The following is an 18803-nucleotide window of genomic DNA, read 5'->3' on the forward strand; positions in this document are numbered from 1 at the left end:
TTCGCTTGATACGAATAACTTATCGTGTTTTGCATAAAAGTGCAACCGTGGATAATTCATGCACTCATTCCTAGGTGGAATGGTGAAAGGGCATGAACTAAAAGCGTTTACAATCTCTGCAAACACTCTGCCAATGATTGATCCATCATCGCTTGATACAGCTGGCATTCATCATAGACAGCTGCACCCAAATCACGCTCAAAGGCGGCTTGGTTGGATGCACCATCATAGCCTGACTTGGCATCATCGCCCAGATTAGACTGAAAAATCCCTGCTGCCGACACAGGCAAAAAGTCTTCATAGACAATCGGCTCAAGTCGCAATACGCCATTATTCAGTAGCGTTTGCACTGATTCATCGCCCACATCTTTGCTGGCAAAATCATCGCTCAGTTGATAATAAAAATACGCCAAACCCTCATCATACAGCGTCTGATAGTCGTCGGGAAATGCAACGAAACTCTCCGATAGTGCTTTGTAATACGCATCAGGGTCTTTTTCGGGTGTCGTAGCAAGATTGGCTCGTGCCTTGGTAAGTAGCTCATCGTACAGCGTGCGACCCTTTGGTGTCAAGGCAATGCCACGCTGTTCAATCTCACCAAATCGTGCGGTATGACTGCCTGCTTCTTCACCATCGCCTGTAAAGATAATAGCTTCATTGAGCGCCTTAAAGCTGGTTTGGCGTAGCAAAATCGGGCAGTTGCGGCGTGGCGGCCCTTCGATGATGTCTTTGGCAGTGATACCACGGCGACCCATTTCGTCTTGCACTGCGTCAATATCTAGCGTGCGTGGCGTTAGGTGATTGATGTGTGGACCATAAAACCCTACCACATCAGCAATCAAGCGATGCTGTGATAATAGTTGTTCATAAAACGCTTTGGAAACAGGCGATGTTTTGTGCCATTGAAAGGTTTTGATGGCTTCACTGACAAACTTATCAGCATCATCGGCGTTCAGTCCGCCGTCTTGTTCGCATTTGTCAATCAAAGCTAGTACGCCATCGCTAAAAATTTGGCGGTTTTGCAAGGTTTGTAGGGCAGTAGCACGCAAGGCGTCATCATCAATGAGCTCTGGGCGTAGTAGCGAGCAAAACACCCGAAACGGACTCATCTGTAGCTCGCTACCATCAATGGCACGAAACGCCGTTGAATGTACAGGCACACCCGCAGGGGCAAGGTCATAATAGCCGACAGGATACATCCCCATCACTGCAAATAGACGACGCATGGTAGCAAGCTCGCTCGGTAGCCCCAAGCGAATCGCCCCATGTCGCTCCAAATCAATGCGAGACAGCTCGCCTGTATTGCTAAGGTGTTGTTTTAATTCACTATCTTTGGTAAGTGTGTCGGCATTGATGTCAGCAACCAGGTCCATTAGGTCTTTGTACAATGGCACTTCGGTTTGGTACATTTTTGACATTGCCAGTGAAAAGGCGTGGCGAATATCGGCTTTTGGGATAAATTGACTCATAAAAAAACTCCATTGATTGATTGGCTATTTTACAATCACAATGACAACTGGTGATAATTACTGAACAAACTCATCAGGAATACTTGCCAAGACTTCTTTTAAAATTGCCAAGCCTTCTTGCAGGGTATCCATCTTGATGGTCAAAGGCGGTAATAGACGAATAATGTGGCGATATTTACCACTTGGCATCAACAGTAAGCCTTTGTCTCTTGCGCAGGTCAGCACATAATCCATGACCTTAGGATGAGCGCCGTATTTGGGATGCTTTAGGATGATGCCGCGCATCGCACCAATGCCTGTCAAGCCTGCCAGCCAGTCGCTGACGCCGTCTTGTTGCCAAGTGCTGATGGTCGTCTCAAGCGTATCGGCATAGCACTTGGCATTTTGCCACAGCGTATCATCCGCCATAATCTCAAGCACCGCCATCGCCGCAGCACACGCCACAGGGTTGCCCGAATAGGTTCCGCCAAGACTGCCCTTAATCAGCCCTTGCATGAATTTATCTCGTCCAACGACCGCACCAAGTGGCATACCGCCCGCCATACTTTTGGCAAGCAAGAGTATATCAGGCTCAACGCCAAGATGACTAAAAGCAAACGGCATGCCTGTCCGCCCAAAGCCTGCTTGGATTTCATCAAAAATCAGCACAATGCCATGCGTATCACAAAACGCGCGCAGATACTGGGCAAACTTATGATCCATCACCGCAAAACCACCTTCGCCTTGCACAGGCTCGACGATCATTGCACCGATATTTGCGATGTCCACTTCAACACTAATCAGCCGCTCAAGTGCCTCAATCGCCGTCTGGCTGCTTACACCGGTATCAGGACTGGCAAAGGGAATATGATAGATGCCACTGGCAAGTAGCCCTAAGCCTGATTTATAGGGTGCAACTTTGCCATTGAGATTCACCGTGGCAAGCGTACGCCCATGAAACGCCCCATCAAAGGCAATGACGCCTGCTTTGCCTGTGGCTTGGCGGACGATTTTTAGGGCATTTTCGACTGCTTCAGCACCGCTATTGGTGAGCATGACGGATAAATCATCATCAATCGGGATGATGTCGGTCAGTCGCTGAATGTAGTCTGTATAAAGGGTGTGATAAGTGGCATTGTAAGCAGCATGAGTAAGCTTGCTCGCCTGTGTGCTGATGGCGTCAACGATGGCAGGGTGGCAATGCCCAAAATTGAGCACACCAATCCCACCAAAAAAATCAATATACGCCTTGCCGTCTATGTCCCATACACGATCATTGTCGCCATGACTTAGGGTGATGGGGTGGACGATGCCCATGCCATCGGGCAGATGTGCTGGTGTTGCCATAAAATTTCCTTATTTTAAACTCAATGATAAGAGTTGGCTTGACTAAGGTTATTGTGGCAAGTTTTGATGATGGCTTCAAACGAATATTTGGCGGTGGGGTATTCTATTTTGTCATGGCGACAAACACTTAGTCATCATGCGTATGTGCAAGATAATTATGAATCCAATCTAACATCGTCAGCACCTTATGACTATGGCCAAGCTCCGTGCGATACACCATATAATAGGCACCACGACCTGCCATCTGATAGGGGTGTACTTGGATGAGCTCGCCTTTGGCCAGCTGGTCTTTGACAAATCGTAATGGCACCAATGCGACACCACAGCCTATCTTGGCGGCTTTGATGCAGGCATTGAATGTATCAAATCGCACACCGACCAAGGCAGATTCGACAGGGTGATTTTGCTGGATAAAATAATCATACCAAGCACGGGGGCGGGTGCGGACTTGTAGCAGATGTGCCTTGGCAAGATCAGATAGGCTATTGATATTTTCTAAATAATCTGGTGCAGCTACCGCCACCGAACATTCATCAAACAGCTTCACCGACTCCATACCTGCCCACACGCCATCACCATACACAAAGCCCATATCGATATTATCACCAAGTAGGGCGCTGGCTTGCTCGGCGATGTCTAGGTGGATGAGTGGATGTGCCTGACGAAAGCCCTTGAGTGCAGGGATAAGCCACTGCGCACAAAAGGTGGCGTGCGAGATGATGTGTAGCGTGTCAGCTTCGACGCCGTGTGCCATCAGATTGAGTGTGGAGAGTTCAAGCTGCTGCAGGATGTTTTGGGCATCGTGGTAGTAGGCTTGACCAGCAGGTGTCAAAAACAGCCCCGAGCTTGAGCGATGAAACAGCGAAACAGCAAGCAGCTCTTCAAGCTGAGCGACCTGTTTGCTCACCGCACTTTGGGTCATGTGTAGCTCTTTACTGGCTCGAGTGAAGCTAAGATGGCGAGCGGTGCACTCAAAGCACTGTAAAGCGGTGGTGGATGGATAACGGCGGAAGTTTAACTGAACCATGGTCGATAACTGCTGATGCTAAGTGGCTTATTGTGAGCGATTTAATATAACATAAAATATACCATAAAATCAGCATTCTGCACCATGATCTATGCATGATCAGAATAGAAAATTTATTAAAATTGCACTTTTTTATGCATCAAATATCGGTGATAAACTGGATTCATCGGTGCATTTGCGTTATAGTGATGCATCGGGATTATGATGCCGTTTATCATATAAATTTTATAAAATTATTATGTAAATCATATAAATAACCATGCACTTATTAAGGAATGATTATGTCACAGAACACACGATTTCACGACGCCATCACCGCGCTTTGTGAGCGATTCGGTGATCAGCTATCGACCAATCTCACCACGCGACAGCAGCACGCACATACCATGACTTGGCTGGATAACGAGCCTGCCGATGCGGTACTGATGGCGAAGGATAAATACGATGTAGCAGATGCGGTGAAGATTTGCCATGAGTATCAGATGCCAGTGATTGCCTTTGGGATTGGCTCATCATTAGAAGGGCAGGTGAATGCGCCACAGGGCGGTCTGTGTATTGATATGTCGCAGATGGATCAAGTGGTCGCAGTCAATGAAGAAGATCTGACCGCGACCGTGCAAGCAGGGGTGACTCGTGAGGCGCTCAACCAGTATCTGCGCGCCACGGGGCTATTTTTCCCATTAGACCCAGGGGCGAATGCGACCATCGGTGGCATGGTGGCGACGCGCGCATCGGGCACAAATGCGGTACGCTATGGCACGATGAAAGATGTGACGCTTGCGCTGGAAGTCGTGCTGCCGACAGGTGAGATCATCCATACCGGCACGCGCGCCAAGAAGTCATCGGCAGGCTATGATCTGACGCGTCTGATGGTCGGTGCAGAAGGGACGCTTGGCATCGTCACCGAGATTACGGTGCGTCTGTTCGGTCAGCCTGAATGTGTCGGCAGTGGTGTGTGTCATTTTCCAAGTATTGACATGGCGTGTCAGGCGACGATCGCGACCATTCAGCTGTGCTTGCCGATCGCGCGCATTGAGCTGCTTGATCCGATGCAGATCCGTGCGTGTAACCAGTATTCAGGCTTGACGCTGCCTGAGCAGGCGACGCTGTTTGTGGAGTTTCATGGTACAGACAGTGAAGTGTCTGAGCAGGCGGCGCGATTTGGCGAGATCATCAGTGACTTTGGCGGTACGGATTTTGCGTGGGATAGTGATGAATCCGCGCGCAAAAAACTGTGGACAGCACGGCACAATGCCTATTTCGCGAGCTGTGCATTACGCCCTGATGCACGCGCCTTATCTACCGATGCTTGCGTGCCGATTTCGCGTCTGGCTGAGTGTGTGGTCGCGACCCAAGAAGACATCGCAAGCTTTGGGCTGCTTGCACCGATTGTCGGTCATGTCGGTGATGGTAATTTTCATGTGCTGCTTTTGATCGATACCAATAACCCAAGTGAGATGCAGGCGGCTGAGACCATTTTGGAGCGCTTAGCAAATCGCGCAATCGAAATGGGTGGTACTTGTACGGGTGAGCATGGCATCGGACAGGGCAAGCGCAAATATATGCAAACTGAGCATGGCGCTGCCATCGAAGTCATGAAAGCCATCAAACGCGCCATCGATCCCAAAAATATCATGAATCCAGGGAAAATTTGGTTTGAGTGATGGGGTGGTTGATATGGTTGTTTAACCAAAATCTACCAAAACCGTTCGTCCTTAAGTCAGTCAAAGGATGAACGGTTTTTTTGTTATGGTTTAACTTATCTCACCACGAGCGAAAAAACTTAAGATGATATATTTGAGTTTAATTGCTGCTGAATTTACAATCCAAGTGCAACAAAAAAGAAGTACTCATCAACTAGAATATAATTTTGTTTCCACACAAAAACCACTTCCAAATGATGAGTACTTCCTACCGACATCTTACAATAAACGAGCGAGAAAAGATAATGATTTTACTCGCACAGGGCAAAAAACAAGCCGAAATTGCCAAAGCATTGGGGCGTAGTTCCAGCACCATTTCTCGCGAGCTGAAACGACACACTCTAGAAAGCTACAGTGCAACGAACGCACAAAACAGCTATTTGAAGCATCGTCAAAACAGCAAAGCACAGCGCAAATTAGAGCAGCCTGAATATTTCAATTTGGTGCAAGAAAAGTTTCTGACAGAAAACTGGTCGCCTGAACAAATTAGCGCACGATTGAAATTAGAACAATCTAATTTATCAATCAGTTATTCAACCATTTATCGTGGTATTTATTCAGGGCTGTTTGATATAGGAGAACGCAAAGCCAGTCGCAAACTACGCCACAAAGGCAAAACACGGCATACAAAAAATCATCATGAAAAACGTGGCAAAATTCAGATATCCAACCATTTGAACGACCGTCCCATTTCGGCGCAAAATCGCAGTCGCTTTGGACATTGGGAAGCCGATACCGTACTGGGTAAAGCGGGTGGAGCTTGTTTGCTGACGCTGACGGAACGCAAAAGTCGTTTTGAGTTGGTGAAGAACATTCCTGCCAAAAAAGCCGAAACTGTCCAAAAAGCCATGATTGAATTGCTTGATTCACATATATTGCGGTCAATTACGCCAGACCGTGGTAAGGAATTTGCCCAACATCGTTTGGTAACAGAAGCACTGGGTGTAGAATTTTACTTCCCCGAGCCGCATCAACCATGGACACGGGGAACGAATGAAAATACAAATGGGTTACTTCGTGAATACTTTCCGAAGCACCAAGACATCAATCAGTGGAGCGAAGTTGATATTCAACAGATGGTCAATAAACTGAATTTACGACCGCGTAAATGTTTAGGTTGGAAAACACCTTATGAAGTTTACTTCAAAAAATCGTTGCACTTGGTTTGACAATTCAAGGCTAAATTGCTAGACTTTTGCGCTTAAATTCGCCAAAATCTGTTTTTTTGTTCTACAAACAAATTATCCGAATTTCCGCGCAATGTACGTTTCAGGCTGCCTGAAAAGAAATTTATTTAGTAAAATCAAAGGATAATTTATGTTAAATAAGTTAAAAATCGGCACATTATTATTGCTGACATTAACGGCTTGTTCGCCCAATTCTGTTCATTCGGTAACGTCTAATCCGCAGCCTGCTAGTGCGCCTGTGCAACAATCAGCCACACAAGCCACCTTTCAACAGGCTTTGGCGAATTTGGAACAGCAGTATCAAGCCCGAATTGGCGTTTATGTATGGGATACAGAAACGGGACATTCTTTGTCTTATCGTGCAGATGAACGCTTTGCTTATGCGTCCACTTTCAAGGCGTTGTTGGCTGGGGCGGTGTTGCAATCGCTGCCTGAAAAAGATTTAAATCGTACCATTTCATATAGCCAAAAAGATTTGGTTAGTTATTCTCCCGAAACCCAAAAATACGTTGGCAAAGGCATGACGATTGCCCAATTATGTGAAGCAGCCGTGCGGTTTAGCGACAACACCGCGACCAATTTGCTGCTCAAAGAATTGGGTGGCGTGGAACAATATCAACGTATTTTGCGACAATTAGGCGATAACGTAACCCATGCCAATCGGCTAGAACCCGATTTAAATCAAGCCAAACCCAACGATATTCGTGATACGAGTACACCCAAACAAATGGCGATGAATTTAAATGCGTATTTATTGGGCAACACATTAACCGAATCGCAAAAAACGATTTTGTGGAATTGGTTGGACAATAACGCAACAGGCAATCCATTGATTCGCGCTGCTACGCCAACATCGTGGAAAGTGTACGATAAAAGCGGGGCGGGTAAAAAATATGGTGTACGCAATGATATTGCGGTGGTTCGCATACCAAATCGCAAACCGATTGTGATGGCAATCATGAGTACGCAATTTACCGAAGAAGCCAAATTCAACAATAAATTAGTAGAAGATGCAGCAAAGCAAGTATTTCATACTTTACAGCTCAACTAACAAATTCATTTTGTTAGAAAAAGTGAAAATTTAGGGCTGAAATCATAAAAATTATCAAAAAAAATCAATCTATTAATTTACATATACAGGTTCTTAATTTTTCCTTAATTTTCAGCCAATATCATGTCGTCATATTGTAATTGGATTAAACCATATCATGAAAACCAGCAAAATTACTCTTTGGACAAGCCTTATTGCCATTACCTTAATGTATTTAATGGCAGACAAACTCATTCCCCAACCTTTTGAACCGTTTGCATTTCGCGCTTCCTTTCGCCTATACACAGGCATGATTGCTATGATGGCAATGAGTGCTTGCTTGATTTTGGCGGCTCGCCCTGCCTTTTTGGAAAGCTATTTGAATGGTTTAGATAAAAGTTACCGTTTGCATAAATGGTTTGGCATGACGGCATTGGTTGCCAGTATGCTCCATTTTTGGGTCGCAAAAGTCATTAAATGGGGCGCAGAATGGGGTTGGTACACCCGACCACCCAAAATCAAAACCGCACCCAATAGCGCAATAGAACAATGGTTTCGCAGCATGAGCGACTTGGCTCAAGATTTGGGCGAATGGACATTTTATGCGGTTGCGGTATTGATGATTGTGGCAATATTAAAATGGATACCTTATCACTGGTTTGCCAAATGCCATAAATGGCTTGCCGTAGGTTATTTGGTGTTGGTGTTCCACTCGGTGGTATTGATGAAATACAGCTTTTGGGCGCAACCGATTGCGTGGTTTATGGCGTTGTGTATGCTGTTGGGTTCATTTGCAGCGATTTGGATTTTAATCAGCAAAACAGGCAAAACACGCCAGTTTTCAGGCAGCATTGAACATATTACGCCTATTATTGACAACGCCACCACGCAATTACACATTCGCGTACCACAATGGCAAGGACACCAAGCAGGACAATTCGTTTTTGTTCGCTTCGCTAACGACCCAGAAAAGCCACACCCATTTACGTTGTCATCAGCATGGGATTTAGGTAGCCAAACAGTACAAATTTGCATTAAAAATCTAGGCGATTACACCAGCACTTTGGCGCAACGCTTGCGTGTGGGCGATGAAGTCAGATTAGAAGGCGCATACGGACGTTTTACTTTCAACACGCCCGTGTCTGAATCGCAAATTTGGGTCGCCACAGGTATCGGTATCACGCCATTTTTAGCGAGAATCGATGAATTAGTGAAACAAGGTAATCAACAAACTATTGATTTATTTTACAGTTACCGCGATAACACGCCTGAATTTATCGCACAGTTGCAGCAAACCGCCCAAGCCGCGAATATTCGCCTACACCTACGCGATACGGCACAACACGGTCGTTGGAGTGCAACTGAATTAGTTAATCACATCACAAATTGGCAAAATACATCGCTATGGTATTGTGGCGTAAACGAATTTGGACAAGCGTTACGAAGCGCAGCCATGCAACAAGGTTTAGCCAGCAACCGATTCCATCAGGAATGTTTTGAGATGAGATAACACGCAAAATGCCGTTTGAAAATCGACTTTCAAACGGCATTTTTTATTTTCAGGCTGCCTGAAATTTATGCCGCGCTGCGTTCGCATTCATCGCGCAAATGTTTGGCAATCGCCAACCAGCCATTGCGCTGTAATGCCATATCTTGCTGACTATCGGCTTCAAAGGTTTCGCGGAATAATGTGCGCGTGTCGTCTAATTGAACCAATTCAATGTGAACCGTTCTGCCATCATCTAAATGATAATTTAATCGCACGGCTGGCTGAATATCATCAAATTATGGGGTAGTGATAACTATGATACCTAGTAGAGCGCGGGTAATTGTCGCTGAATGCTAATATCCATGGGTATTTCAGGGGATTTGGGATTTGTGGGTGGCTTTGATACTTTTTGCACAAAAGTGGCAAAAAATTAAGCAGCTTTGATACCAACTTTGAACAAATTTGAACATAATTTTAGCAGCGTTTGAACAGCAAGCAAACGCTGCTTTTTATTTTGGCGCTGAATTTACAATCCAAGTGCAACAAAAAAGAAGTACCCATCAACTAGAATATAATTTTGTTTCCACACAAAAACCACTTCCAAATGATGAGTACTTCCTACCAACATCTTACAATAAACGAGCGAGAAAAGATAATGATTTTACTCGCACAGGGCAAAAAACAAGCAGAAATTGCCAAAGCATTGGGACGTAGCTCCAGCACCATTTCTCGTGAGCTGAAAAGACATGCTCTAGAAAGCTACAGTGCAACGAACGCACAAAACAGCTATTTGAAGCATCGTCAAAACAGCAAAGCACAGCGCAAATTAGAGCAGCCTGAATATTTCAGTTTGGTGCAAGAAAAGTTCCTAACGCAAAACTGGTCGCCCGAACAAATCAGTGCACGATTGAAATTGGAAAAATCTGAATTATCCATTAGTTATTCAACCATTTATCGTGGTATTTATTCAGGGCTGTTTGATATAGGAGAACGTAAAGCCAGTCGCAAACTGCGCCACAAAGGCAAAACACGGCATACAAAAAATCATCATGAAAAACGTGGCAAAATTCAGATATCCAACCATTTGAACGACCGTCCCATTTCGGCACAAAATCGGAGTCGTTTTGGACATTGGGAAGACGATACCGTACTGGGGAAAGCGGGTGGGGCTTGTTTGCTGACGCTGACGGAACGCAAAAGTCGTTTTGAGTTGGTGAAGAAAATTCCTGCCAAAAAAGCCGAAGCTGTCCAAAAAGCCATGATTGAATTGCTGGATTCACATATATTGCGGTCAATTACGCCAGACCGTGGTAAAGAATTTGCCCAACATCGTTTGGTAACAGAAGCACTGGGCGTAGAATTTTACTTCCCCGAGCCACATCAACCATGGACACGGGGAACGAATGAAAATACAAATGGGTTACTTCGTGAATATTTCCCGAAGCAACAAGACATCAATCAGTGGAGCGAAGTTGATATTCAACAGGTGGTCAATAAACTGAATTTACGACCGCGTAAATGTTTGGGTTGGAAAACACCTTATGAAGTTTACTTCAAAAAAACGTTGCACTTGGTTTGACAATTCAAGGGTGAAAATAAGCGGTAATAAGCAACATAGCATAAAGTATTGCCCCCATCAGCCATAACAGACCATCCCAATAAGCGACGCTATAACTATAAATAAAGGCAAATAAAAGGGGACCAATGATCCCGGTAATATTGGTTAGGCTCACCAGAGTACCTTGTAATTTCCCTTGCGCATTATCATCGACAGATTTTGATAAATAACCTTGTAATGCGGGTTGCCCCATACCTCCTGCCGCTAAGCAAATTAATGCTGGTAAGATGACCCAAACGTGGCCTATCCACGCTAATAATAAACAGCCCATCATATCAATAGACATACTGATCATAATGGTGGTTTTTTCGCCCCATTTTTGTGCCAATTTCCCAGCGACAATCGCCTGAAAGAAAATATGTAATACACCCAGAACCGCCAAAGACATACCGATAGAAGTTGTGTTCCAATCAAAACGATATTGTGTAAACAGCACCCAGATGGTGGCAGGAATTTGCCCGATAAGCTGGATAATAAAATAGGTTGCTAACCAAAAGTAGAGGCTTTTCTTAAAAAAAACAGTGACTGTATTTGAGGCAGTTTGGTTTTCAGGTGTCCTATTGGCAACAAGCGCTTCTCTTTTTTGTGTTTCTCGGAAAAAGAGCAAAGAGAGTATTAATAATATCGAGTGTGAAATAGCGGCAAAAATAAATGGCATATGAGCACTGATATCACCTAATAATCCCCCTAGCATTGGGCCGATAATAAGGCCAACACCAAAAGCACCACCTAAGAAACCAAAATAGCGAGTTCGATTTTTAGCGGGAGTCACATCACTCATCGCTGATGCACATACGGCACCTGTTGCGCCTGTGATCCCCGCAATGATGCGCCCAATATAGAGCATCCAAAGTGTGGTTGAGAATGCCATTAAAAGATAGTCGAGTGCCGCGCCTAAAAGGGAAAACAGCAAGATGGGTTTTCTGCCGTATTTATCAGACAGTCGTCCTAGAATAGGAGCAAAAATAACCTGCATGGTAGCATAGAGCGCTAATAGCACACCGTAATGGGTTGCCAGTGAATTTTCACTGACAAATTCATTTAATAGAGTAGGGAGTACTGGCATGATAAGCCCGATACCAATGGCATCTAATACGGTGATCAGCAGTATAATAATAATTGATTTATTCATTGAGATCCTAAAAATCTATCAGTGATAGAGTGGTTGTAAAATATCACTATCAGTGATAGATTGTCAAGGCTATTTTATTTTGAGGTAGGTAATGGGAAAGCTAGATAAAGAACAAGTTATTGATAATGCGTTGATTTTACTTAATGAAGTTGGTATTGAAGGATTAACAACGCGTAAGCTGGCGCAAAAAATAGGTGTGGAACAACCCACATTGTATTGGCATGTAAAAAATAAACGCGCTTTGTTAGATGCATTAGCAGAAACTATTTTGCAAAAGCACCATCATCATGTTTTGCCATTGCCGAATGAAACATGGCAGGACTTTTTGCGAAATAACGCGAAAAGCTTCCGCCAAGCCTTATTAATGTATCGTGATGGTGGCAAAATTCATGCGGGAACACGCCCCTCTGAAAGTCAATTTGAGACATCAGAACAGCAACTACAGTTTTTGTGTGATGCTGGGTTTAGTCTATCTCAAGCCGTGTATGCATTAAGCTCTATTGCGCATTTTACATTAGGCTCCGTACTGGAAACTCAAGAGCATCAAGAAAGCCAAAAAGAGCGTGAAAAAGTAGAGACGGATACTGTTGCCTATCCGCCATTATTAACCCAAGCCGTTGCAATTATGGATAGTGATAATGGTGATGCTGCATTTTTGTTTGTCCTTGATGTGATGATCTCTGGACTTGAAACAGTATTAAAGAGCGCTAAATAAATCTAAATTCGCTGACGCCCTTTTTGGCTAATTAGTTGCCCTTGTATGTCAGCGATACCAATGTGAGCAATACAACCTGCATTAAATTGTAAATAGTCATCTTCGATGCCATCAGAGAAAATTACGCCATTCTCTGGCATCAAAGATCCTAATTGCAGTGGTGAGTCAGGCTCAATAGTGCCAAAAGTCAGTGCAACACCTGTTGTTCTACTTGGAAATGGCTCTCTTACACTAAATTGTAGCTTTCGATCACTCCAGCTAAAGCCTTGTAATAGAGGGTGCGAAGCTTCTCCTGTAATTGCCATCGCACCAGCAAGAATAGATTGAAACCACCCCGTTGATCCCAATCCTGTTGATACAATAATGCCTGATGAAGATTGCACTTCTTCAGCGCCATTCCATTGCTGAATTTACAATCCAAGTGCAACAAAAAAGAAGTACTCATCAACTAGAATATAATTTTGTTTCCACACAAAAACCACTTCCAAATGATGAGTACTTCCTACCGACATCTTACAATAAACGAGCGAGAAAAGATAATGATTTTACTCGCACAGGGCAAAAAACAAGCCGAAATTGCCAAAGCATTGGGGCGTAGTTCCAGCACCATTTCTCGCGAGCTGAAACGACACACTCTAGAAAGCTACAGTGCAACGAACGCACAAAACAGCTATTTGAAGCATCGTCAAAACAGCAAAGCACAGCGCAAATTAGAGCAGCCTGAATATTTCAATTTGGTGCAAGAAAAGTTTCTGACAGAAAACTGGTCGCCTGAACAAATTAGCGCACGATTGAAATTAGAACAATCTAATTTATCAATCAGTTATTCAACCATTTATCGTGGTATTTATTCAGGGCTGTTTGATATAGGAGAACGCAAAGCCAGTCGCAAACTACGCCACAAAGGCAAAACACGGCATACAAAAAATCATCATGAAAAACGTGGCAAAATTCAGATATCCAACCATTTGAACGACCGTCCCATTTCGGCGCAAAATCGCAGTCGCTTTGGACATTGGGAAGCCGATACCGTACTGGGTAAAGCGGGTGGAGCTTGTTTGCTGACGCTGACGGAACGCAAAAGTCGTTTTGAGTTGGTGAAGAACATTCCTGCCAAAAAAGCCGAAACTGTCCAAAAAGCCATGATTGAATTGCTTGATTCACATATATTGCGGTCAATTACGCCAGACCGTGGTAAGGAATTTGCCCAACATCGTTTGGTAACAGAAGCACTGGGTGTAGAATTTTACTTCCCCGAGCCGCATCAACCATGGACACGGGGAACGAATGAAAATACAAATGGGTTACTTCGTGAATACTTTCCGAAGCACCAAGACATCAATCAGTGGAGCGAAGTTGATATTCAACAGGTGGTCAATAAACTGAATTTACGACCGCGTAAATGTTTAGGTTGGAAAACACCTTATGAAGTTTACTTCAAAAAAACGTTGCACTTGGTTTGACAATTCAAGATCAAAAACCAATGCGGTATCATCTACAAAAATAACAAATGGGCTTAGCGTTTGACGGCTGTTAAATGTGTTCATTATCTGTTTTATGCTATCAATGCTTAGCCCATCGCCTGCATTCATCACATGAATTTTTATTAATCCCTCTAATCCTTTCATGCCATCACTCCTGTCAGTTTGGCAATATCGCTTGGTTCTATCCAATAGACTGCATGGCGTTTACCGCTCGGGGCGGTTGTCATGCGTGATTGGATTGGATAGCCATCCTGTTTTAATTCGGTGATACGCTGTGATAAGCTCCAACATCCCCAAAGGTTTAAGGCGGTCATTGGCTCAAGCGTTGCCCCTGTCTTTAGGTATGCCAAAATCTTAGCTTTGTAGCTGTCTAGGTCTTTCATGCCTTGCCCCCTTGTTGTTCAATCCATGCTAGGACTTCGCTATTTTTCCAAGCGGTGCAATGCGTGCCAAATCTGATAGGCTGTGGAAATGTGCCATCTTTTACCATACGCCAAAGGGTAGATTTACCAAATGGCAATAACGGCAAAATGTCCTTTAATCGGCTCATGCCTTGCGGTGATAGGGTAGGTTGTTTGTTCATGGTAATTACTCCATAGCTGTTTAATTCGTCCACATTCGTTCATGTGGGGCTATGGGCGTATGATAGGCGGTGAATGTACCGTTACGGCAATACCGTTAAGGCTTACGGTAAGCACCGTTACGCCTGCATTTTTCACCATCACGCAATAAAAAAGCCCTTGTGTATCAAGGGCTATAAACCGTAACGGTAAAAATTAATCATGCGTGCCATGTCGGATAATCTTATCAATCCATAACGCCTTACTTGGTTCAATCTCGGGGTAATTTTCGACAATCCAAGCTTTAATAAAATCTTGCTTTGGGCGTGTCTTTGGCTGTGATGGGTCATAGTCCTGCCAATGCGTAACAAGCACATCATGCAGGGCTTGTAATGCCGTGTTGGTGTGCTTTATAGCGGGCGTGATATTGGCTTGATTGAGTTGGCTCTCAAGCTCTGCAATGTGTGCTTTCAGGTGTGCATTTTCTGCCTGTAGGTCTGCTATCTGTTGCTGATGCTTGCTTTCTAATGGTTTTGGATGGTGAATAGCATTATCTGAATGGCTATCAAAAGAAAATGTAGGGTCAAATTCTTTGATGATTTGTAAGATTTCAGACTTTTTAAATCCTATGACTTTATCTAAATTTTTCATCAAATATTCCTTTCTTAAAATAATACTGGTTCGTTTAAAAGTTTTCTTTGGTGTTTGCGTTCTCGCATGATTTCAATAATGATATGCTGATAATTTGCTATATCCATTTGAATTTCTGTATCGTTCCATTTGTACCATATACTATAATCAGCCCATTCGGAATATGGATTTCTTATTAATTCCTGCCAAACATTTTGAATATTGTTATATATTTTGATTGTTTCTTCATGTGGTTGAATATGCTTGTCCAAAATGTGTAATAAAATATTTTCTGCCATTTCAATATCTTTATCCAATCCGATATGTTGGTGAATGGCATTCACCATATCATCAAATGAAATATAGCCCACTTCATCCAAAAGGTTTGTCAATCCCATCATTTGCACCTTTAGCACCTTAACCAAATAGGATGCAGGGCGTGGCGGTCTAAGGTGCAATAATAACCGCCGTTCGGTAGCTACTCCTAGCCCTGCAAAAGTGTTTTAGATTATGCCAATCTACAACAAACTACATTCCCCTATTGATTAATCTTGCTTAACTATCCTAAATCACCAAATGCCATATTGCAGGCAAGCCAAATGCACGCCATTTTTGCCATAAATCGCCCAATCCATTGATACATAAGGCTTGGCGTTGTAGCGGTTATGTAGCGGTGTAGCGGGTTACCCTTTTTTTATAGCGGGTCTGTTTTTCAAGTCGCTACACGCTCAAAGCCTTATATAGCAAGGGTTGTAGCGGTTGTGTAGCGGTGTAGTGGGTTAAATAGGGGATTTTTGGGAATACCATTTTTAAATTTACCGCCTTAACAATGATTTTCTACAAAATCGCTGATTGTACCAATTTCACCATCCACCATATCAGCCCATTCTTGCATCATCTGTTGGCGGTAGGGAATGTGTTTGGCGTGGTCATAAGCTTGTGTTGTGGCGTTGCCCGTTGTGTGTGCTAACTGCAATTCTATGGCATCGTGATTGTATTGGCGTTCATGTAATGTAGTGCTTGCCAATCCCCTAAAGCCGTGCCCCGTCATTTTGTCCTGCCATCCTAGCCGTTTGAGTGATGCGGTCAAAATGGCTTCACTGATAACATTGCGTGATGATGGATTGAAAAAAACAAATTCATCACTTAGCCCCATAGCCTTGATGGTCTGTAGTATCTGTATGGCTTGGCTTGATAGTGGGACAATGTGGTCTTTACGCATTTTCATACGCTTGGCAGGAATACGCCACAAACACGCCTGCAAATCAATTTCGCCCCATGTCATAAACCGCATTTCTTTGGTACGCACAAAGGTATAACAAAGAAACCGAAAAGCAAGTTTGGTTAATGGTTGGCAGTTGGAATTTTCAATATCAGCAAATAGGGCGTTGAGTTCGTGAAATTCAATGCGTGCATAGTTACGCTTTTGGCGTTTGCCTAGTTGCTTTTCTAGCCCTGTATGCGGTGATACGCCGTTGAATTGGTCTTTGTGTATGGCGTGTTGGTATATCGCCCCTATTTGGCGTATTGAACGGCTTGCCATATCACCCGCCCCCCGTTTCTCTATCGTCTTTGCCACATCTAGCACCATTGCAGGCGTGATGGCTTGTATATCGATATGGGCAAGCTTTGGGGCTATGTCGTTAATATAGGCTCTGTAATCCCTGTTGTATGTGCCAATAGTTACGGTGTGTTTGCCTGCATTGTCGGGGTTGTTGGGGTTTCTTTTGGCGTGGTAATCGTTTGCCACATCACCAAATAGCACCGCTGATGGCTTGGCGTGCTTTGGGTCAATGCCTTGTTTGATTTTCTCTTTGATTGATAGGGCGTGTATGCGTGCCTGCTGTAGGCTGATAGTTGGATATGTGCCAATGGTCATGCTTTGCTGTTTGCCGTGTCATCGGTAGGCAATCACCCATGATTTTACGCCTGTATGTCTCACCCAAAGTTGTAAGCCGTTTCCATCGGTGTATTTATCTACTTTGCCATGCGTGCATTTGTCTGATGGTTTCAGCTTTTTAATGGCGGTATCAGTCAGCATTTTAGCCCCTTTGTTGGTATCACAAAAACCGATACCAACAATGATACCAACATTTTGTTAGGATTTAAAGGGATTATATGGGACAATGTGGGACAAGGAAAATGGCGAAAAGCCTTGAAAATAAAAGGGTGTCACACCGAAATGGACACCCTTAAATTAATGTTTGGTAGGCGTAAACGGACTCGAACCATCGACCCCCACCATGTCAAGGTGGTGCTCTAACCAACTGAGCTATACGCCTAAATAAGTGATGGCTATTATACCGAAGTTTTTGTCTTTTGCAAGCACTTTTTGCATAAATTTCATATTTTTTCGGCGGTGTGTGGATTGGGGCGGTATGCGTGAATATCGACAGGGGTTTTGTAAGGTTGATTGGGCAGTTCTTGCACAAGCTTTGGCACAAGATAGCCGGATAAGTTTTCTAAAAGCTGCCAATAAATCGCCACCGCCTGCTCAATTGGCAGATCAAAATGCGCCGCGCCCGCCACTTTGTCCAAGATGTGCAGATAATAGGGCAAAATCCCTGCACCAAATAACGCATGGCTGAGTGCGCATAAAGTTTTAGCATCATCATTGATGCCTTTGAGTAGCACGGTTTGGTTCAGTAAAGTGATGCCCGATGCGCGCAGGGCTTGGCATTTGGCGATCAGATTGTCATCGATTTCATTGGTATGATTGATGTGCAGCACCATCACAAGCTTTTTTGGGAAAGAGGCAAATAAGCCAAGCAGCTCATCATCGATGCGATTGGGCAGCACCACAGGCAGGCGTGTGTGCAGGCGCACGGTGCGGACATGGGGGATGGTGGCAAGCTTTTCTAGCCACAGCGCAAGCCTTTTATTATTGACATTGAGCGGATCGCCGCCGCTTAATAGTACTTCATCGACATCGTCGCAGGCGTTGATATAATCAATCACCGCATCAATCTCGCGGCTGCTTGGCTGATTGGCAGCATAATCAAAATGCTGGCGAAAGCAATAACGGCAATGCACTGCACACGCCCCTGTGATGGTCAAAAGCACACGCGAGCGGTATTTGTGCAGCAGCCCCTTGATGGGATTGTGGTGATTTTCTGCCAAGGGATCGGTGCTGTAGCCATCGGTTGTCAAGCGTTCGGCATGGCTTGGCAGGACTTGGAGTAGCAGCGGATCATTGGCATCACCTTTTTTCATCTTGGCGATGAATGCGTGTGGCACGCGCAGGGCGAACTGCTTGGGTGCATATACATCACGCGGCGCAGGCAGCTCAAGCAAGCGATACAGCTCATCGACATCACTTACTGCCGCTGCCAATTCGCTTTGCCAATCGGTAAAAGTGGGCAGATCGGCATCACTGAAAAATTTTTTTGTAGAAATCATGGTTTATTTTTTGACAAAATTCAGTAAAACTTTA

19 protein-coding genes, 1 tRNA gene and 1 pseudogene are annotated in these 18803 nt (G+C 44.3%); 7 read left to right on the forward strand and 14 right to left on the reverse strand.

What is annotated here, in order from left to right:
- Positions 1-107: 107 nt before the first annotated feature.
- The 3 genes from NKU06_RS07310 to NKU06_RS07320 all read right to left on the reverse strand — a co-directional run bounded on the left by NKU06_RS07310 (position 108) and on the right by NKU06_RS07320 (position 3822).
- On the reverse strand, positions 108-1469 hold the full coding sequence (locus NKU06_RS07310) for a VOC family protein (protein ID WP_254729687.1): 1362 nt from the start codon (positions 1467-1469) through the stop codon (positions 108-110).
- A 57-nt stretch (positions 1470-1526) separates the two neighbouring features.
- Positions 1527-2795, reverse strand: a complete 1269-nt coding sequence (locus tag NKU06_RS07315) for an aspartate aminotransferase family protein (protein WP_254729689.1) — start codon at positions 2793-2795, stop codon at positions 1527-1529.
- 127 nt (positions 2796-2922) lie between these two features.
- On the reverse strand, positions 2923-3822 hold the full coding sequence (locus NKU06_RS07320) for a LysR substrate-binding domain-containing protein (RefSeq protein WP_254729691.1): 900 nt from the start codon (positions 3820-3822) through the stop codon (positions 2923-2925).
- A 281-nt stretch (positions 3823-4103) separates the two neighbouring features.
- Between NKU06_RS07320 and NKU06_RS07325 the strand changes: the two genes are divergently transcribed.
- From NKU06_RS07325 to NKU06_RS07340, 4 genes are all read left to right on the forward strand, one after another.
- Positions 4104-5486, forward strand: coding sequence for an FAD-binding oxidoreductase (locus tag NKU06_RS07325; protein WP_254729693.1), 1383 nt, complete (start codon positions 4104-4106; stop codon positions 5484-5486).
- Positions 5487-5719: 233 nt separating this feature from the next.
- Entirely contained in the window at positions 5720-6694 is a 975-nt protein-coding gene (locus NKU06_RS07330; protein WP_254729695.1) for an IS30 family transposase, read from the forward strand.
- Between the two features lie 148 nt (positions 6695-6842).
- The gene (gene blaROB, locus NKU06_RS07335; protein ID WP_254729697.1) at positions 6843-7763 is read left to right on the forward strand and encodes an ROB family class A beta-lactamase; all 921 of its coding nucleotides are present in this window, start codon (positions 6843-6845) and stop codon (positions 7761-7763) included.
- Positions 7764-7920: 157 nt separating this feature from the next.
- Positions 7921-9252, forward strand: coding sequence for a ferric reductase-like transmembrane domain-containing protein (locus NKU06_RS07340; RefSeq protein ID WP_254729699.1), 1332 nt, complete (start codon positions 7921-7923; stop codon positions 9250-9252).
- A 65-nt stretch (positions 9253-9317) separates the two neighbouring features.
- Here the strand turns inward: NKU06_RS07340 and NKU06_RS07345 are convergent, their stop codons facing one another.
- Positions 9318-9506: a hypothetical protein gene (locus NKU06_RS07345; RefSeq protein ID WP_254729701.1), complete on the reverse strand. Its 189-nt coding sequence runs from the start codon at positions 9504-9506 to the stop codon at positions 9318-9320.
- Positions 9507-9835: 329 nt separating this feature from the next.
- Between NKU06_RS07345 and NKU06_RS07350 the strand changes: the two genes are divergently transcribed.
- A complete protein-coding gene (locus tag NKU06_RS07350) occupies positions 9836-10810 on the forward strand; it encodes an IS30 family transposase (protein WP_254729703.1) in 975 nt (324 codons plus the stop codon).
- Positions 10811-10814: 4 nt separating this feature from the next.
- On the opposite strand, the gene tet(H) is transcribed toward NKU06_RS07350, so the two are convergent.
- Complete coding sequence (gene tet(H) / locus NKU06_RS07355; protein ID WP_254729705.1) at positions 10815-11981, reverse strand: tetracycline efflux MFS transporter Tet(H); 1167 nt, start codon at positions 11979-11981, stop codon at positions 10815-10817.
- 91 nt (positions 11982-12072) lie between these two features.
- Here tet(H) and tetR(H) point away from each other — a divergent pair, with 91 nt between their 5' ends.
- Positions 12073-12696: a tetracycline resistance transcriptional repressor TetR(H) gene (gene tetR(H), locus NKU06_RS07360; protein WP_254729707.1), complete on the forward strand. Its 624-nt coding sequence runs from the start codon at positions 12073-12075 to the stop codon at positions 12694-12696.
- 2 nt (positions 12697-12698) lie between these two features.
- Here the strand turns inward: tetR(H) and NKU06_RS07365 are convergent, their stop codons facing one another.
- Positions 12699-13079, reverse strand: a complete 381-nt coding sequence (locus NKU06_RS07365; protein ID WP_253224312.1) for a hypothetical protein — start codon at positions 13077-13079, stop codon at positions 12699-12701.
- A gap of 105 nt (positions 13080-13184) precedes the next feature.
- On the opposite strand from NKU06_RS07365, the gene NKU06_RS07370 reads away from it, so the two are divergent.
- Positions 13185-14159 carry an IS30 family transposase gene (locus tag NKU06_RS07370; protein ID WP_254729709.1) on the forward strand — a complete coding sequence of 325 codons (975 nt, stop codon included), beginning with the start codon at positions 13185-13187 and terminating at the stop codon, positions 14157-14159.
- 161 nt (positions 14160-14320) lie between these two features.
- Here the strand turns inward: NKU06_RS07370 and NKU06_RS07375 are convergent, their stop codons facing one another.
- The 8 genes and pseudogenes from NKU06_RS07375 to epmB all read right to left on the reverse strand — a co-directional run bounded on the left by NKU06_RS07375 (position 14321) and on the right by epmB (position 18769).
- Positions 14321-14563: a helix-turn-helix domain-containing protein gene (locus NKU06_RS07375; protein WP_254729711.1), complete on the reverse strand. Its 243-nt coding sequence runs from the start codon at positions 14561-14563 to the stop codon at positions 14321-14323.
- Positions 14560-14763, reverse strand: coding sequence for an AlpA family transcriptional regulator (locus NKU06_RS07380; RefSeq protein WP_254729713.1), 204 nt, complete (start codon positions 14761-14763; stop codon positions 14560-14562). The genes NKU06_RS07375 and NKU06_RS07380 overlap by 4 nt, the downstream gene beginning before the upstream one ends.
- A gap of 193 nt (positions 14764-14956) precedes the next feature.
- The gene (locus NKU06_RS07385; RefSeq protein ID WP_254729715.1) at positions 14957-15391 is read right to left on the reverse strand and encodes a hypothetical protein; all 435 of its coding nucleotides are present in this window, start codon (positions 15389-15391) and stop codon (positions 14957-14959) included.
- Between the two features lie 14 nt (positions 15392-15405).
- Positions 15406-15777, reverse strand: a complete 372-nt coding sequence (locus NKU06_RS07390; RefSeq protein WP_254769548.1) for a hypothetical protein — start codon at positions 15775-15777, stop codon at positions 15406-15408.
- A gap of 416 nt (positions 15778-16193) precedes the next feature.
- A complete protein-coding gene (locus tag NKU06_RS07395; RefSeq protein WP_254732179.1) occupies positions 16194-16913 on the reverse strand; it encodes a site-specific integrase in 720 nt (239 codons plus the stop codon).
- Positions 16911-17411 (reverse strand): annotated as a pseudogene (locus NKU06_RS11715) (Arm DNA-binding domain-containing protein); the annotation flags it as partial. The pseudogene NKU06_RS11715 and the gene NKU06_RS07395, both read right to left, overlap by 3 nt.
- Positions 17412-17575: 164 nt before the next feature.
- Positions 17576-17652 (reverse strand) — tRNA-Val (locus tag NKU06_RS07405).
- Positions 17653-17713: 61 nt separating this feature from the next.
- Positions 17714-18769 carry an EF-P beta-lysylation protein EpmB gene (epmB, locus tag NKU06_RS07410; RefSeq protein ID WP_254729719.1) on the reverse strand — a complete coding sequence of 352 codons (1056 nt, stop codon included), beginning with the start codon at positions 18767-18769 and terminating at the stop codon, positions 17714-17716.
- Positions 18770-18803: the final 34 nt, after the last annotated feature.

Source organism: Moraxella sp. FZLJ2109, from assembly GCF_024296965.1.
In the GTDB taxonomy this organism is placed as follows: Bacteria; Pseudomonadota; Gammaproteobacteria; order Pseudomonadales; family Moraxellaceae; genus Moraxella.

Excerpts from the sequence above, each read along its gene's own strand:
- NKU06_RS07350 (WP_254729703.1), top strand. The coding sequence starts at position 9,836 with ATGATGAGTACTTCCTACCAACATCTTACAATAAACGAGCGAGAAAAG.
- NKU06_RS07325 (WP_254729693.1), top strand. The coding sequence starts at position 4,104 with ATGTCACAGAACACACGATTTCACGACGCCATCACCGCGCTTTGTGAG.
- NKU06_RS07395 (WP_254732179.1), bottom strand. The coding sequence starts at position 16,913 with ATGGCAAGCCGTTCAATACGCCAAATAGGGGCGATATACCAACACGCC.
- NKU06_RS07320 (WP_254729691.1), bottom strand. The coding sequence starts at position 3,822 with ATGGTTCAGTTAAACTTCCGCCGTTATCCATCCACCACCGCTTTACAG.
- NKU06_RS07330 (WP_254729695.1), top strand. The coding sequence starts at position 5,720 with ATGATGAGTACTTCCTACCGACATCTTACAATAAACGAGCGAGAAAAG.
- NKU06_RS07385 (WP_254729715.1), bottom strand. The coding sequence starts at position 15,391 with ATGAAAAATTTAGATAAAGTCATAGGATTTAAAAAGTCTGAAATCTTA.
- NKU06_RS07375 (WP_254729711.1), bottom strand. The coding sequence starts at position 14,563 with ATGAAAGACCTAGACAGCTACAAAGCTAAGATTTTGGCATACCTAAAG.
- epmB (WP_254729719.1), bottom strand. The coding sequence starts at position 18,769 with ATGATTTCTACAAAAAAATTTTTCAGTGATGCCGATCTGCCCACTTTT.
- NKU06_RS07380 (WP_254729713.1), bottom strand. The coding sequence starts at position 14,763 with ATGAACAAACAACCTACCCTATCACCGCAAGGCATGAGCCGATTAAAG.
- NKU06_RS07315 (WP_254729689.1), bottom strand. The coding sequence starts at position 2,795 with ATGGCAACACCAGCACATCTGCCCGATGGCATGGGCATCGTCCACCCC.
- NKU06_RS07340 (WP_254729699.1), top strand. The coding sequence starts at position 7,921 with ATGAAAACCAGCAAAATTACTCTTTGGACAAGCCTTATTGCCATTACC.
- blaROB (WP_254729697.1), top strand. The coding sequence starts at position 6,843 with ATGTTAAATAAGTTAAAAATCGGCACATTATTATTGCTGACATTAACG.
- NKU06_RS07310 (WP_254729687.1), bottom strand. The coding sequence starts at position 1,469 with ATGAGTCAATTTATCCCAAAAGCCGATATTCGCCACGCCTTTTCACTG.
- NKU06_RS07370 (WP_254729709.1), top strand. The coding sequence starts at position 13,185 with ATGATGAGTACTTCCTACCGACATCTTACAATAAACGAGCGAGAAAAG.